This window comes from Enterobacter sp. LM3 (assembly GCF_046622475.1).
Classification (GTDB): Bacteria; Pseudomonadota; Gammaproteobacteria; order Enterobacterales; family Enterobacteriaceae; genus Enterobacter; species Enterobacter cloacae_P.
Map to the genome: position 1 here is coordinate 59827 of NZ_JBJURN010000020.1, position 15623 is coordinate 75449.

Below are 15623 nucleotides of genomic sequence, written 5' to 3' on the forward strand. Positions count from 1 at the left end.
TAAGACCCCTTTCGGCATTTGCACATTAAGGAGTCTTTATGAACACCCCAACCACTATCCTCACCGGCGACCGTCCGACTGGCCCACTGCATCTTGGTCACTACGTCGGTTCCCTGCGCCAGCGCGTGGCGCTGCAACAGACGCACAATCAGTTTGTGTTGATTGCCGACCTGCAAGGGCTGACCGACAACGGCAGTAACCCGCAAAAAATTCGCGACAACATCCCCGAAGTGCTGGCCGACTATCTCGCCGCCGGTATCGACCCGAACCTGACCACAATCTGCCTGCAGTCTGCCCTGCCCGCCCTCGCCGAGCTGACGATGCTGTATATGAACATCGTCACCGTCGCCCGCGTGGAGCGTAACCCGACGGTGAAAAACGAGATTGCGCAGAAAGGCTTCGCCCGCTCGCTGCCGGTCGGGTTTATGGCCTACCCCATCAGCCAGGCGGCGGACATCACCGCGTTCAAAGCCGGGTGCGTGCCCGTCGGCGACGATCAGTTGCCGATGATTGAGCAGACCAACGAGATTGTACACAAGATGAACAGCCTGCTCCCCGCCCCGGTGCTGCACCACTGCAAGGCGATGCTGAGCGACACCAGTCGCCTGCCGGGTATCGACGGCAGCGCCAAGATGTCGAAATCGCTGGGCAACACGCTGCACCTCTCCGCAAGCGAAGAGACCATCCACCGCGCGGTGAGCGCCATGTACACCGACCCGAATCACCTGAAGGTAAGCGACCCGGGGCAAATTGAGGGGAACGTGGTGTTTACGTATCTCGACGCGTTCCACCCGGACAAAGCCAACGTGGCGGCAATGAAGGCGCACTATCAGGCAGGCGGACTGGGAGACCGGGTGTGTAAGAACGAGCTGGAGATGTGTTTGCAGGAGCTGATTGCGCCGATGCGGGAACGACGGGCGATGTATATGCAGGACAAAGGGGAGCTGATGGCGATGCTGAAACGCGGAACAGAACGGGCACAGGGGGTGACGCAGGGGACGTTAAGGGAAGTGAAAATGGGGCTGGGGGTGCCGGTGTTTTGAAGAGCGAGGAGTGATTGAGACTGGACGATAACTTACACCATCACACACACTCGTTGCACTAACGTAAAGTGTCAATATTCTGGCACTTTACGCTCATAAAGAAAGTAATATTAGCATTGTTATATCTTATCTATGTGCCTGAACCGGATTAATCTCGCCAGGGAGCCGACACGATAGAATTATGGCTAAATTGAACAAAAAGAGATAAAATATTAGCACTATGGCTAAAAAAACCGCACCTTTACTTCCTGATACAAACCAGTTGCTGATCGATTTTGGCGAGCGACTCAAGCTGGCGCGTCTGCGCCGTAGACTCACCGCCAAACAGGTAGCAGAGCGGGCAGGCATGTCGCCAATGACGTTGCGTTCTCTTGAAGCGGGCGGAGCGGGAGTAACAATAGGCGCATATCTGTCCGTTATGCAGGTTTTGGGGCTTGAGAGCGATCTGAATAAGCTTGCGGCTGAGGATGACCTGGGACGCCAGCTTCAGGACTCCCGGCTGATAAAAAAATCGCACAGCGAGCGATTATCAGTAAGCCCGGTCAAAGCATCCAGGCGAAATGCGCAGGTCAGTTCCTCGATTAAACCCGACAAGTCGGGTCAGTGGGTTGAAAGACCAATAACAGCTTCTGCACCCGAAAAAAAACCTCGGGCAAAAACATCAGGTGCGACATCGGCCTCTCTCGCGGCGCTTTTAAAGCCCAATAAAAAATCATAACAGGGAACTGACAATGACAATGATCGGCGTGTATGCAGACTGGGACGGACTGCATGGCCCCAGACGGATTGGATCCCTGCATAGCCGCAGGACCCGTGCACGAGAATTATTTGAATTTCAGTACGATCCACAGGCACTGGCCGACCCTCAGCTAAATTTCCTGCAGCTTGACCCGGAAATTGGTTTGTTTGCGGGTGCTCAATACCCAACGGCACCGCGAGATAAATTCGGTATGTTCGGTGACTCCAGCCCGGATCGCTGGGGACGGATGTTAATGAAACGACGCCTGGAACGGGATATCCGTGAAGGGATCAGGGCTGATGGCACACAGCTGTACGAGTCCGATTATTTGCTGGGCGTACACGATCTTTATCGGGTTGGCGCTTTGCGTTATCGGCTGGAAGACGAAGGTGAATTTCTCGATAACCGAATCGACATAGCTGCCCCGCCTTTCACCGAAATTGCTGCATTAGAAAGAGCAAGTCGGGCACTGGAAGACGATCCAGATAACCGCTCACTCATGGGCCAGGAATGGCTAAGGATGCTGATTGCGCCAGGTGGCTCCCTGGGTGGTGCCCGCCCAAAAGCCAGCGTGGCGGATGATAATGGACATCTTTATATCGCTAAATTTCCCAGCACCAGAGATGAGTATGATGTTGGCGGCTGGGAGATGGTCGTTAATGCGCTTGCCGTCGGTTGTGGGCTCAACGTGGCCGCCGCCGAAGCACGTAAATTTGCCAGCGATCATCACTGTTTCATGGTGCGTCGTTTCGACCGGACCGACGCTGGCCATCGTCTTCATTTCGCCTCAGCCATGACGCTGACGAGACATCAGGATGGCGAGGATGCCTCAACAGGTGTCAGCTATCTTGAACTCGCTGATGTTCTGATAAGGCACGGCGCACAGACCCATTCTGACCTGCGCGAACTCTGGTCGCGGATCGTTTTTAATATTCTGGTATCCAATACCGATGATCACCTGCGCAACCACGGGTTTATTCTGGTCCCCGGCAGAGGCTGGCGGCTCTCTGAAGCCTACGATATGAACCCGGTCCCCCGAGCAGACGGTCTGAAGCTAAATATTACAGAGGCGGACAATGCACTTGATCTGGAGTTAGCACGGGAAGTCGCTGAATACTTCCGTATTAATCTGGAGCAAGCGGATGAAATTATTGCCGATTTCCGAGGAATAGTCAGTCAGTGGCGAACGATTGCGGAGAGGCTTGCTCTGCCATTTCGCGAGCAGGAGCAGATGGCGGATGCATTCAGGCTTGCAGACCGGTAATTATATTATCCACAGCATATCTGAATATATTATTTATGATTTAACGGTTGCGAAATTGCATACTGTTCGGACTAAAGTAATGCGGGCATGCGCTCACATGCCCGTAAAGACAGATTTGAAGGAAGTGACGCGTTAGACGTTACGCTTACCCTGCCTGCCCGATCCCACGCTTAACCACCGGTATATCGCCGGTATCATTCAACGCCCCCGGAAATGTTTTTAACCACTGCACGACTTTCTGCTTATTAATATTCACCACACTCATACCTTCCAGGCATCCCCATAATTCTCTTGTATGCTGTGGGGTAATCACAATGCAGTCTTTCATCGCGCGGATTTTCACGGGCATACCGTTAATAAAGCCCGCCCGTTTTAACCAGTCGCCGCCCAGAAGAAGGTATTTCATGTCTATGCGCGCATACAGTTCGCAGCAGGCGGCACTGTCTTGCGGCGTTTCCGCACGGGGATGGACGGGCGCGGCATTGGGCTGGTTGCCATGTAAACGGCGGGCGCTGTTTTTGCGTACCAGCTCGTGGTTTTCAATCATGCCGGTAAAAGCGTCTGATTCTGTTTTGCAAACAGTAAACTCTGGCTTAAAATTCGTCGCAGCCATTTTCAACTCCTGTTTAGTTGGTTGTGGTTAGCGGTATGGGGGTGTTGCAGCACCTTCATATCGCGAATTCTTCGTTAATTTCCTGTGATACTTCCTTTTGCCATTCGGCGTTATTTATTGTGGCTATTATACCGTGCTGAATATAAATACAGCGGTTTTGGGTGGGGTAAATTTGAGAAATGCGAGGAGGGTTCAGGAAATAGAGATGGGTGGAGTAAGGTCATGTTTTTGCTGGTTGTGGGTTGATTGACCTCAGTTTTGCGAGCATCATCGCAATTATTTACCTTCTTCCGTAACGCGATGGCTTCCAGCAAAACTCTCGAACAGGCAATTGCCGACATCACCATCTGGCGCAAAGGCGAACAACGTGCGCCGCATAAGCCTCTATTGCTTCTGTACGTGCTGGCGAACTACCAGCAGGGGCATGCGCGTCTGTTTGATTATGGTACGGAAGTACGCGATCAGCTGCACAGCCTGCTGGAACGTTTTGGGCCACAGTGTGCACAGTACCGTCCTGATATGCCGTTCTGGCGTTTACAAGGTGATGGCTTTTGGGAACTACAAAATGCGGCGCGCTGTTCCACATCAGGTACCAGCAGACAACCACCTGCGGGAGAATTAGTTGAACATCATGTTGCAGGTGGTTTTGACGAGCAGCATTACACTCGTTTGATCAACAGTAAGAACCTGATTAACGCTATCGCTCAGCAAATCCTCGAAGCACACTTTACCGAAAGCATTCAGGAAGAAATCGCCGACGAGTTGGGATTTAATCTCCTGCAAATTCGTAAACAGCGCGATCCCTTGTTCCGACAGCAGGTATTGCGTGCTTATAACTATCAGTGCGCCATTTGCGGTTTCAATATGCGACATGATAATACCTCTGTCGCACTTGAAGCCGCTCATATCAAATGGAAGCAATATGGAGGACCATGTGAGGTCGTGAATGGCTTAGCCCTCTGTGCAATCCACCATAAAGCCTTTGATAAAGGATCTCTTGGAGTGGATGAAAACATGCGTGTTCAAATATCTTCCGCTGTAAATGGCAATAGCGTTGTATCCAGATTCTTTTGGGACTTCGCAGGATCTCAAATTCACCTCCCACTACAGAAAGAAAATTATCCGCAAGCTAGTTTTATTGAGTGGCATATACGAGAAATTTTCAGGAAGTAATTCATACAATTTGGAGAGCATAAAGATGTCGTTCCCTGGCTACAAAGAGATTGAAATCCCTTTACTTTTAAATATTTATAATCGTGGCGGAGAAGTAAGCTCTTCCTCATGTTATGAACCGCTGGGGAAGGAGTTTGGCCTTACAGATGAAGAAATGAGCATCTTACTTCCTGATGATAGCAATCGTCCTCAATGGAATAACATGGTCCAATGGGCACGAAAAAAGCTAGTTGATTACAAGTACCTTCATAATGCTAAAGAATCAGGCCCTGGCATCTGGAAACTCACGCAAGATGGCATCAAAAAAGCAGAGTCGCTTTCTACAAGGTTAGATATCGACTATCCAGATGATGTGCCCGAAACCTTTTATGAGGGTGCTGTTAAGCAGATCAAAGTTAACAAATACGAACGTAGCAAAACAGCAAGAGATAAATGTATAGATCATTACGGCTGTCAATGTAGCGTGTGCAATATGGACTTTGAGAAAACGTATGGTGAAACCGGTAAGGACTATATTCACGTCCACCATATCACGCCTCTCTCTGAGATTGGGGAGCGCTACAAACTCGACCCCGTGAAAGATCTTCGCCCTGTCTGTCCTAATTGCCATGCAATGCTCCACAGACAAAAACCCTCACTCACTATTGAAGAATTGAAAGCCTTGATGACCAAAGCACAAAAAGTAGATGAATCAACACAGAGTGAGTTAACTCAGTAATTCATCACTTTGGTCAGCTCAACTTCACCCGTAGCGGCATTAAAGTACAGATAGAAAATGTCCCCTTTTACCTGTTCGGGTTTTGACCAGATCTCCTTTTCCCCCAGGCGACGCTTTTCCTTCGCGTATCCCAGCGTTTCGAGATACGCGCGCAACGGTGCGACCCCGGTAGCCCCTTTAAAAACGATACTATTTGAAGGGGCATAACCATCGCCGGGATGCGCCTCGAAATAGTAGTCGTCCGTTACACGCGGGGCGTGTTCAATATCCTTGTCAGTCAGCGTGTGGTAGTGGAAAAAATCATGTTCTGTGTAAACCGTCGTTTCCTCAGAACCCGATGCCACGAGCCAGACAAACAGCCATCCAAGGATAAAGACTGTGGCAACCGAGAGTGCGCACCACTTCAGGATTTTTAAAAGGATTGTCATAGCTTAGCCCCCATGAACGAGAGCGATGTCCCATCATTTGTAATGACCTTCACCACTCCGGATGTGAAATCATCCCACGGCCTGAGCCATGTCATAAAATGCGGAAGATTAACCGTATACGGCTGGTGCCGCACACACTGGTCAACAGGATCGGGAAAAAGAATCGGACGGAACCCACGATTTTTATGGGAACCGATAGCGCCGTAATAATCCCAGCGACGCACGGCTGAATCATAACTCACGGGCTTGAGACGATAGCCATACCGACCCGGTATGATAGCCCGATAGAACCCGAACAAGTCAGACACCAAATCCTCACCGCTAAAGCCGCTGTCTGTATACCAGGAGAAGAACCGCAGGCTTTGCAGGCCTTCAAATCTGGATGCGGTCATCATCATCATCGCCAGCATGATTCTGTTAATGTCTTCGGTACTCCGGCCACGCTTAATTTCCCAGTGAGAGAACTTCCCGACGCCAAGCCGCGATTGGAATTTTAAGACGCCCATATCTTGCCGATACATGACGAAATAAGATGGTTTGCCGCTACGCTCTCCCTCAACGAATTGACGTTTAAGCGCCGCCACATCATTGCCACGGGCATGTCCCATATCAATCCAGCCCAACACCTCTGTGTAGACGATTCCTCTGTCGAGAACGTCAAACAGAGCCCCATCCTTAATCTCTCTTCTGGTGCTCATGTTTACATCTCCATATGTAGTCTAACTGGCTATGTTATAGACGATTTTTTTGACAGTCCAGACAACTGTTAAAGAGTTATGAAGCATAAGGCCGCAAGCGGGATTGATGAAGAACATTATATTCTGTTGAGTAACAATAAAAATACAACTTTTCTGTCCGGTAGGAACGGTAAAACGATCTATAAAAACATTTTTCGTCGATGTTCATACATGATTTTAATAGTATTGAGAAAGAAGGTGTTGATATGATTATATCAATCATAACTTAGTGAGTTGCTATATTGCAAAATTACCTTTAGCTAATTAGAATAAGGTCAAACCAAACAGGGGGTAAAAAACATGACAGTAGATAGTGCACTTGAAATAGTAAAAAAATACTCTATACAGTCGCTTATCGTCATTGTTATATGCATACCCATCGCTCTTTTTTTCATCAGTGAGTACAAATCACTTCAGACGTTAAAAGATGCACATAATAAAGAGGTAAATGCCTTTTATGAAAAAACCTCAGCAAAGGAGAATGAAATAATAAAAAAACAAGGAGAGAACTATAAAAAAGAAGTTTATCTCGAGCAAATAAAAAAAGAATATGAAAACAAGCTTGCTGAATTAGAAAACACTAGAAAAAATATAAATAGTGAATACACAGCGCTCGCAACAAAAGAAAAGGAATTGACTGACGCAAATCAAAAACGTCTTGCCAGTGAAAAACTTCAGGTAATGATGTCTGAGTTTTCAAGTTTTGGTGTTGATTTGGGTCATTCTCCAAAATGTGATGATGGAGAAGAAAAATGGAAAAGATACAACATGGCAAATTCTAAGTTACGAGAAGCTGAAGCCTATGCTCGTGCGAATGGCTTATATGACGCTTATAAAGGATTTTTCACCTCGAATGCACCATTTGTAATCTCGTCATGTGGTTAATTTATATTAGCTCAGACCTGATCTGACAGTTACTAGTTATTTATACAGGTATCTGTCAGATTGCATCTGGCTTAAATTTTTCTCAACCCAGATGCGTTTTCCATCAAGTAATGTTTCCATTGGCGTCCGGCCACAGCACATTTTCCCCTGATGGGTTCGCTCATTATTATAGTGAGCCAGCCATGCATCAAGATCTGATTGTAATGTATCGAGTTCGCCATACAGTTTTTTGCGGAACGCTACCTGATAAAATTCCTGCAATATCGTCCTGTGGAACCGTTCGCAGATGCCGTTTGTCTGCGGCGACATTGCTTTGGTTTTCGTGTGGTCGATATCATTTATTGCCAGATAAAGCTGGTAATCATGCTGCTCCACTTTGCCGCAGTACTCCGTGCCCCTGTCGGTCAGTATTCTCAGCATTGGCAGTCCCTGGGACGCGTAAAATGGCAACACGCGATTATTCAACAGGTCAGCCGCTGTAATCGGCGTTTTAGTGACATACAGCTTGCAGTGTGCAACCTTCGAGTACGTATCAACGAACGTCTGCTGATAAATGCGTCCGACACCTTTCAGGCTGCCCACGTAGAACGTGTCCTGAGAGCGCAGATACCATCCTTTTTGAGTAAACTGATGGGGATGTCATGTTTTGGGTTTTATTCCTGACAAAACATCCCATTTTTTATCGGGGAATCGTAAATCAAGCCCCTTTCAACATATCAAATACCACCCGCGCAAAACCTTTCGCCAGTTCAGGGTTAGAGAGGTATTGCACCATCATCTCCTGCTGGGCGTCGTTGCTGTCCATCACGGCATCATCAATGGCTTTCGGGAAATCGCCCAGCATGGCCTGTTCGCGCGTATTGTTCGCAATCTGAGTCATCACCGCCTGGTTTTCTGACAACTTGTCGCGCACCGCAAAGGCATAATTAATCATGTCTTTATCGGTGAGATTATCGGTGACGAACAGCTCATTAAGGCGAGCCAGGATATTCGACAGAAACTCTTCTTTCTTGTCCTTCGGCTTCGCCGTGCCGACATCATTACCCGGTTTGATTTTGCAGTCCGTTGCATCTTCCTGTAGTTTCAGATGCTGTTCGTGAAGCTTCGACAGACGATAATGGCTCATCTCGACATTGCTTAAATCAATCTCATCTTCTTCAATACTTTGTTCATGCAGCAACGGACGCAGATGGCGGGCAAACAGGCTCAGCTTTTCCAGGTTCTTGTCATCGTAATCGATGATTTGCGACATAAACTCGTAAAAACGGACAAAGCTACCGAGATCTTTCTTGAAGATATCCAGCTTACTTTTTTCTTTCTCACACTCTTTGAAGGTGTTTTCCGCATTGGTGATTAGCACAACATCGCCGGTCTTCCTGGTGCGCTCAAACATCTCTTTAGCAATCACATACGCATCAATCGCTGATGTATAGCGCTGTTTCCAGCGCTCCATTGCTGGTTTGCAGATATTGCTAATGGCCGCGTTGGATTTGTTTTTACTGAAGAACGCCTCGCAGAACTGCTCCACTTCGTTCCACAGGAAAATACCGCTGGTACGCAGCTTTTCAAACAGCTCAAAGACGAGCTGCGGATCGCTAACATCCGTCAGTTCCGCTGTCTGGTAGTACGGCTGGAAAGCCCCCAAAATCTCGTCGGGCTCGTTGTAGAAATCGAGCACAAACGTGCCGGACTGCGCCTTCCCGGGATAGGTACGGTTCAGTCGGGACAGCGTCTGCACACACTCCACGCCCCCCAGCTTTTTATCCACATACATGGCGCAGAGCTTAGGCTGGTCAAAACCGGTCTGGAATTTGTTAGCCACCAGCATCACCTGGTAGTCGTCGGTATCAAACGCTTTGCGCATATCCCGGCCCTTCAGGCCTGGGTTCATATTGATTTCGGTGAACTTCTGGTTAAGCAGCGCAAGGCTGTTGTGGTCATCTTCGTGGAATTCCACTTCCCCGGAGAACGCCACCATTGCGCTTATCTTGTCGTACTTTTGCTCGGCAATGTATTTATCGAACGCCAGCTTGTAGCGCACCGCAGCCTTACGCGAGCTGGTCACTACCATCGCTTTGGCCTGACCGGCCAGCAAGTGCATCACATGCTTGCGGAAGTGCTCAACAATCACCTTCACTTTCTGCGACACGTTATGGTCGTGCAGCGAGACCCACTGGTTCAGTCTGATCTTCGCTTTCTTGCTGTCCACTTCCCGGTCAGGATCGTCCAGCTTTTGCAGCAACTTATACGCCACCTTGTAGTTGGTGTAATTCTTCAGCACATCAAGAATAAAGCCTTCTTCGATGGCCTGACGCATGGAATAAACGTGGAACGCTTCTGGCTTATTGGTTTTTGAAGCCGCTTCCTGCGGATTAGGACGACGACCGAACAGCTCCAGGGTTTTGGCTTTCGGCGTGGCGGTGAAGGCGTAATAGTTGAGGTTGTTGCTGCCTTTACGCGCGGCGACGGTGGCATCCAGAATATCTTCTGACGACATCTCCACGTCATCATCCGTTTCTTCGATCATCAGCACTTCTTTCAGCTGACGCGCCGTAGAACCGCTCTGCGAGGAGTGTGCTTCATCGGCAATCACCGCGTATTTACGCTGCTTGAGGCTGACGCTGTTTTCAATCGCCTTCAGGACAAACGGGAAGGTCTGAATGGTGACGATAATAATTGGCTGAGAGTTTTCCAGCGCGCTGGCCAGCTTCTCCGATTTTGAACCATCACCCTCTTTGTTATTGATACGCCCGACAACGCCATCCTGATGTTCAAACTGATAGATAGTGTCCTGCAGCTGATCGTCCAGCACGGTGCGGTCCGTCACCACAATCACCGAGTGGAACTGCTTCTCGCCATTTTCATCGTACAGGCGGGAAAGCTGGTGGGCCGTCCAGGCGATAGAGTTCGATTTGCCCGACCCCGCACTGTGCTGAATCAGGTATTTATTGCCGGTTCCTTCAACCGTCGCGGCGGTGATCAGTTTGTTCACCACATCCCACTGGTGATAGCGCGGGAAAATCAGGCTCTCGCTTTTGTACTTCAGGCCAATGGCATTTTCTTTTTCGACGATTTGCAGATGCACAAAACTGGCGAGAATTTTCAGCAGATTGTCCGGCAACAGCACCTCATTCCACAGGTAGCTGGTGGCGTAGTCGTTGGCATCTTCCGGGATGTCGTTCCCCGCACCGCCGTCATGAGTCCCTTTGTTAAACGGCAGGAAGAAGGTTTTATCGCCCTCGAGTTTGGTCGCCATAAACACTTCGTACTGGCTGACGGCAAAGTGCACCAGCGCCCCGCGTTTAAAGGTCAGCAGCGGCTCGGGTTTGTTGGTGCCAGGGTCCTTCGGCAAACGCGTTTTCTTATATTGCGTAATGGCGTTTTGCACCGTCTGCTTAAATTCAGACTTCAGTTCCAGGGTCGCTATCGGCAGGCCATTGACGAACAACACCAGATCGATACGCCATTTCTTTGCCTTAACGCCCGTTTCTTCAAATGCGGCGTTCGATGCATGTGGGCTGTAAACCAGCTCCGGCACAATGCGGCAGATATTCTGCTTGTAGCGCGTCAGGGTTTCCGGATTGAGGTTATGTTCCGGCTTGAACTGGCACAGCGAAAAACGCGCGTTATGGCTTTTGATACCGTGACGCAGCACGCCGAGTGTGCCGTAAGTGCGAGACAACACATCGGTGGCGTTGATATCCGCTTTTTTCAGCTGCGCCACCAGCGCATCGAGGAAATGACGCTCGGTATCGGTAGGGTAAATTTTGGCAAACTTCTCCCACTCCTGCGGCTGCGTGGTTTGCACAAAAATCAGTGCATCCTGCGAGTACAGCGCACGTTCGCGATCGTAGCCGTCCGTTTTGCCACGAACCCAGCCTTTTGCTTCCATCTGAGCAATCATCTCATTCTGGAAAATCAGCTCTTTGGTGCTGTCCATGCTCATGCGGTAGCCTCCTCTGGCTCCTCAATATCCTGCGTGTCAGGGGCAACCCAGTCGCGGACGTCGATTTTTCCGGTGACGGCGGCGGAGATGAGGGCGGTGCGGCGCTCTTGAAGGAGTTGAACAGCCTGTGTCGCATTCTTCTCCATCAAGTCATAATGAACTTCCTGTGCATTGAGATAAGCAACAATTGCATCCATTTCTGGTTTTGGCGGAATAGCAATTGGATAGTTAAGCAGAAAATCTGAAGGTACACGTCTCAGACCGCCAGCACCTGTCATTGCTGCTGTTGCGGCACGGATAAAATTGTCCTCCTGGAGACGATATAATAAGTAATTCACACGGATTTTTTCAGTTGGCCTCAAGACATATATTTCCGTAGAACCGAATCCAATACTATTAACCAGCCCTTTAGCTACAGCAATGTTTTTATTTTCAAAACATGGTGTAACCTTAGCCAACAGAAGATCATCATCTTCGAAGTAAGTATAACCACTTATAACATCCCGAATTAGTTTGCTTTCATCCGTTACAAGAGAGTTTCTTTTTAGCTTTTCCATCGGGATGAAAGTACATTCATCGTTATTTTTAAAATTTACTGATGATTTTTTAGGTGTAAGTAGTGCTATGTGTTTTATTTTTGTGCATAACCAATGACTCGGTATGTCTCCCAACCACTCAACACCAGAATTTTTCATCGGCACATCAGGATTTAGCCCTTTTGTAACGGCATGGCTAATGACTGCCTGACATTTTTCTTTCAGCAGTTCAATCAGTTGCTGTTGCTTCTCAATCAGATTATCGATTTTTGCGGTTTCGTGATCGAGAAAATTTACAATATTCGTAATAAAATCATTATTCGATGGCAATGCGACTTTAATACCACCTACCGTGTCAGTATTAAGGTTTAACTGAGTTCCCATTTTCCCCAACCCTTTATATGCCTGCTCTCCAGCAAAGACATAAAAAAGGAATTTATTGGGTATTCTCAAGTAAGGAAAATATACAAAACCATCATGTATACATGATTTAATTGCAGTGATACATGGTTTCCCTACTGTACCTGCGATACTTAAGAAAAGTTTGTTAGGTTCAAGCTTTACGCTCAACGAGCTTCCCAACGCCGACATTTTTTGTGTCGTTTCTAGTAAATAGGTATCCGAAGCCGTTACATCTGCAATGCGTACCCAAGCATAATCTCCGTCATCGTCGAAAAACTTAGGGTCATCAATCGGTCTTGGTGACGCACCTCTTTTTACTTGGCTGAGGTATTTAATATTAATAACGTCCCATTCCCTGGGAACCCTCTCCAACCATTCAACCCCAGAATCCTTATATTCCGGATACGCCTTATACTTAGCCATCAGGAATGTACCTCCTGCAGCAGCTTCATAATCTCGGCGCTGACGGCATCTAGATCGGCATCAATCTCGGATAGTGGGCGCGGTGGCTGATAGACATAGAAATGGCGGTTAAACGGAATCTCATAACCCACAATCCCCACCTCGCCATCTTTCGCATCACGCTTATCGGCGTTGATCCATGCGTCACTAACATGCGGCAGCACTTCAGACTCGAAATAGTTTTCAATCAGATCGCTGGTAGATACTGCCGGATTCAGCGGTACATTCTCGTTATCACGCAGCTCGCCGTCCTGCTCAAACTCAACAACTTTGCCTTTGTATTCAAACGCGCCATAGAGCGGCTGAGCGGCTTCTTTCAGCGCTTTCTTCACCACCGGCTCGGCATCCGGGTTTTTGGTGGTGATGGCATCGATAAACTGCTTGTTCTCTTTCGCGTCCAGCTTCACGCCAGCCGTTTTGATGGCCCCTTTCAGGGTCAACTGGAACTGGTTGAAGTCATTGCTCACCAACATTTTTCCACCCGCCTGCGCACCCAGAGCCGTCTGAATCTGCTGCGCTTTTTCCAGCAACGTGCGCTGCGCCAGCCACAGTTTGCTGTCGAGCAGGTCTTTAATCTGCTTCTCTTTCAGCTCAGCAAATTCGGCTTTGATGATGGCGCGCGCTTCGGCTTCCAGTTCGGAGAAATCACCGTAGTTATCCGCCTGCCATTGAGCTGCAAAATCTTCATACAGACGTTCCATCGGCGCGTTAAACGGCTTCGGCGCAAAGCGCAGAGTCGCAATCGCCTCATCCGTGACCTGAGCGGATAACCGCAGCGGGCGCTCAATGGTCAGGCGGCGGTAGCCAAAGTCGGTGCTGTTAAAGATTTTGCTGGCGAAGGTTTTCGGCGCTTCGGTTTTGGCGGTGGCAGGCTGACGACCACGACTGGATTTTTGCTCGGCGGCTTTTTCCAGACCCAGTTCTTCCAGAGTTGTGACATCCACCACCTCAAAATCACCAAAGGTCTGCGTGATCAGTTTGATATCGTCTTCGCCCATCAGGTTACGCTTGGAACCCAGCGATTTACGCATCTTGCCGCACAGGTTAGTGCCATCAATCAGCTGCACTTTACCTTTACGCTCAGGCGCTTTCTTGTTGGAGAGGATCCATACGTAGGTGGCAATGCCGGTGTTATAGAACATGTCCGATGGCAGCGCGACGATGCCTTCCAGCAAATCGGCTTCCAGAATGTAGCGGCGGATTTCACTCTCACCGCTGCCCGCACCACCGGTAAACAGTGGCGAACCGTTAAGGATAATCCCGATACGCCCGCCGTTGCTCACGGTGCCATCCACATTGTGGTTGTCGCGCATTTTGCTGATCAGGTGCATCAGGAACAGCAGCGAGCCGTCGGAAACACGCGGCAGGCCCGGGCCAAAGCGACCGTTAAAGCCTTTCTGCGTATGTTCGTCGTTAATCTCGCCCTCAATCTTCTTCCAGTCGACGCCAAACGGCGGGTTAGAGAGCATGTAGTCGAACTGGTCCTGCGGTAACTGGTCGTTAGAGAGGGTGTTACCCAGCTTAATACGGCTGACGTCCTGACCTTTGATCAGCATGTCGGCTTTACAGATAGCGTAGGATTCCGGGTTCAGCTCCTGGCCAAAGGCACGCATGACCGCATTAGGGTTCAGCTCGTGCACATATTCCATGCCCGAAGAGAGGAAGCCGCCGGTCCCGGCCGTCGGGTCATAAATGGTGCGGATGATACCGTCCTGCGTCAGCGCTTCGTCATCTTCCATAAATACCAGTGAAGTTGTCAGACGCACGATATCGCGTGGGGTGAAGTGCTCACCGGCTGTCTCGTTAGAGCTTTCCGCGAAACGACGGATAAGTTCTTCAAACACCAGACCCATTTCATAATTGGAAATCGCTTTCGGGCTGAGATCGGTGGTGGCGAATTTCTTCACTACTTTAAACAGCAGGTTGGCATCTTCCAGCAGGCCGACAAACTCACTGAATTTGAAGTGTTCGAAGATCTCACGCGCGTCCGGGGAGAACGCCTGTACGTAGCTTTCCAGGTTGGCTTTGATGTCGTTCTGCCCCATCTTGCCCAGATCCATCTTCGAGGTATTGAAGAAGGAAAGCCCGCTGGCGCGCAGCAGAAACTTCTCTTTGGCATCTTCCGGCAGTGGGCTGGTTTTTAATTCATCATATTTCGCCACAACCGCGTCTTTGGTCTCCGCCAACACACACTCAAGGCGGCGCAGCAGCGTAAAGGGCAGGATCACGCGTCCGTACTGAGACTGTTTAAAATCACCGCGCAGCAGGTCAGCCACCGACCAGATAAACGCAGCCATTTGAGAAAAGTTAGTGTTAGTCATGAAACCCTCGGGGAGATCGCGGCCTTAGTGCAAATGTGCTCAGGCAAATATTCAGTTTTGGAATTCAGTTCGCAAAATAATAACCGCTACGAGGGTTATCTCAAACGATAGAGGACAAAGAAATGAACAATGGAATTGAAAATCTGATCATCAGCAGAGTTAACAAAGTTTATCTAGCTTGCTGTAAATGAAGGGAGATAATTGTACAGACACTAAATGCCAGGCACAAAAAAAGCCGCCCTTAAGCGACTTTCTTTTGCATCTTTTGGTGCCGAAGGCCGGACTCGAACCGGCACGTATTTCTACGGTTGATTTTGAATCAACTGCGTCTACCGATTTCGCCACTTCGGCACTGA

At 49.0% G+C, this 15623-nt stretch carries 12 protein-coding genes, 1 tRNA gene and 1 pseudogene; 6 read left to right on the top strand and 8 right to left on the bottom strand.

Annotation, left to right across the window (positions count from 1 at the left end):
* The first annotated feature begins 38 nt into the window (after positions 1-38).
* The 3 genes from trpS (at position 39) to ACJ9N4_RS18155 (ending at position 3046) form a co-directional block, all read left to right on the top strand.
* Positions 39-1043, top strand: coding sequence for a tryptophan--tRNA ligase (gene trpS / locus ACJ9N4_RS18145; RefSeq protein WP_182919340.1), 1005 nt, complete (start codon positions 39-41; stop codon positions 1041-1043).
* A 220-nt stretch (positions 1044-1263) separates the two neighbouring features.
* Positions 1264-1761, top strand: a complete 498-nt coding sequence (locus ACJ9N4_RS18150; RefSeq protein ID WP_182919339.1) for a helix-turn-helix domain-containing protein — start codon at positions 1264-1266, stop codon at positions 1759-1761.
* 13 nt (positions 1762-1774) lie between these two features.
* Positions 1775-3046 carry a type II toxin-antitoxin system HipA family toxin gene (locus ACJ9N4_RS18155; RefSeq protein ID WP_182919338.1) on the top strand — a complete coding sequence of 424 codons (1272 nt, stop codon included), beginning with the start codon at positions 1775-1777 and terminating at the stop codon, positions 3044-3046.
* A 145-nt stretch (positions 3047-3191) separates the two neighbouring features.
* On the opposite strand, the gene ACJ9N4_RS18160 is transcribed toward ACJ9N4_RS18155, so the two are convergent.
* Positions 3192-3659 carry a SymE family type I addiction module toxin gene (locus tag ACJ9N4_RS18160; protein WP_182919337.1) on the bottom strand — a complete coding sequence of 156 codons (468 nt, stop codon included), beginning with the start codon at positions 3657-3659 and terminating at the stop codon, positions 3192-3194.
* A gap of 300 nt (positions 3660-3959) precedes the next feature.
* Here ACJ9N4_RS18160 and ACJ9N4_RS18165 point away from each other — a divergent pair, with 300 nt between their 5' ends.
* Both ACJ9N4_RS18165 and ACJ9N4_RS18170 read left to right on the top strand, forming a co-directional pair.
* Complete coding sequence (locus ACJ9N4_RS18165; protein ID WP_411500690.1) at positions 3960-4832, top strand: phosphorothioated DNA-binding restriction endonuclease; 873 nt, start codon at positions 3960-3962, stop codon at positions 4830-4832.
* Positions 4833-4857: 25 nt separating this feature from the next.
* Complete coding sequence (locus ACJ9N4_RS18170; protein ID WP_411500691.1) at positions 4858-5550, top strand: winged helix-turn-helix domain-containing protein; 693 nt, start codon at positions 4858-4860, stop codon at positions 5548-5550.
* Here ACJ9N4_RS18170 and ACJ9N4_RS18175 read toward each other — a convergent pair.
* Together ACJ9N4_RS18175 and ACJ9N4_RS18180 are read right to left on the bottom strand one after the other, a co-directional pair.
* Complete coding sequence (locus tag ACJ9N4_RS18175) at positions 5544-5978, bottom strand: hypothetical protein (protein WP_395121827.1); 435 nt, start codon at positions 5976-5978, stop codon at positions 5544-5546. The genes ACJ9N4_RS18170 and ACJ9N4_RS18175 overlap by 7 nt on opposite strands.
* Positions 5975-6676 (bottom strand): hypothetical protein, encoded by a 702-nt coding sequence (locus tag ACJ9N4_RS18180; protein ID WP_411500692.1) that lies wholly within the window; start codon positions 6674-6676, stop codon positions 5975-5977. The genes ACJ9N4_RS18175 and ACJ9N4_RS18180 overlap by 4 nt, the downstream gene beginning before the upstream one ends.
* 339 nt (positions 6677-7015) lie before the next feature.
* On the opposite strand from ACJ9N4_RS18180, the gene ACJ9N4_RS18185 reads away from it, so the two are divergent.
* Entirely contained in the window at positions 7016-7600 is a 585-nt protein-coding gene (locus ACJ9N4_RS18185) for a hypothetical protein (protein ID WP_411500693.1), read from the top strand.
* A 36-nt stretch (positions 7601-7636) separates the two neighbouring features.
* Here the strand turns inward: ACJ9N4_RS18185 and ACJ9N4_RS18190 are convergent.
* The 5 genes and pseudogenes from ACJ9N4_RS18190 to ACJ9N4_RS18210 form a co-directional block, all read right to left on the bottom strand.
* Positions 7637-8209 (bottom strand): annotated as a pseudogene (locus tag ACJ9N4_RS18190) (integrase core domain-containing protein); the annotation flags it as partial.
* An 88-nt stretch (positions 8210-8297) separates the two neighbouring features.
* Positions 8298-11546: a type I restriction endonuclease subunit R gene (locus tag ACJ9N4_RS18195; protein WP_411500694.1), complete on the bottom strand. Its 3249-nt coding sequence runs from the start codon at positions 11544-11546 to the stop codon at positions 8298-8300.
* The gene (locus tag ACJ9N4_RS18200) at positions 11543-12907 is read right to left on the bottom strand and encodes a restriction endonuclease subunit S (RefSeq protein ID WP_411500695.1); all 1365 of its coding nucleotides are present in this window, start codon (positions 12905-12907) and stop codon (positions 11543-11545) included. Before ACJ9N4_RS18200 ends, ACJ9N4_RS18195 begins: the two co-directional genes overlap by 4 nt.
* Entirely contained in the window at positions 12907-15267 is a 2361-nt protein-coding gene (locus tag ACJ9N4_RS18205; protein ID WP_411500696.1) for an N-6 DNA methylase, read from the bottom strand. The genes ACJ9N4_RS18200 and ACJ9N4_RS18205 overlap by 1 nt, the downstream gene beginning before the upstream one ends.
* Before the next feature lie 266 nt (positions 15268-15533).
* A tRNA-Leu gene (locus ACJ9N4_RS18210) sits at positions 15534-15618 on the bottom strand.
* Positions 15619-15623: the final 5 nt, after the last annotated feature.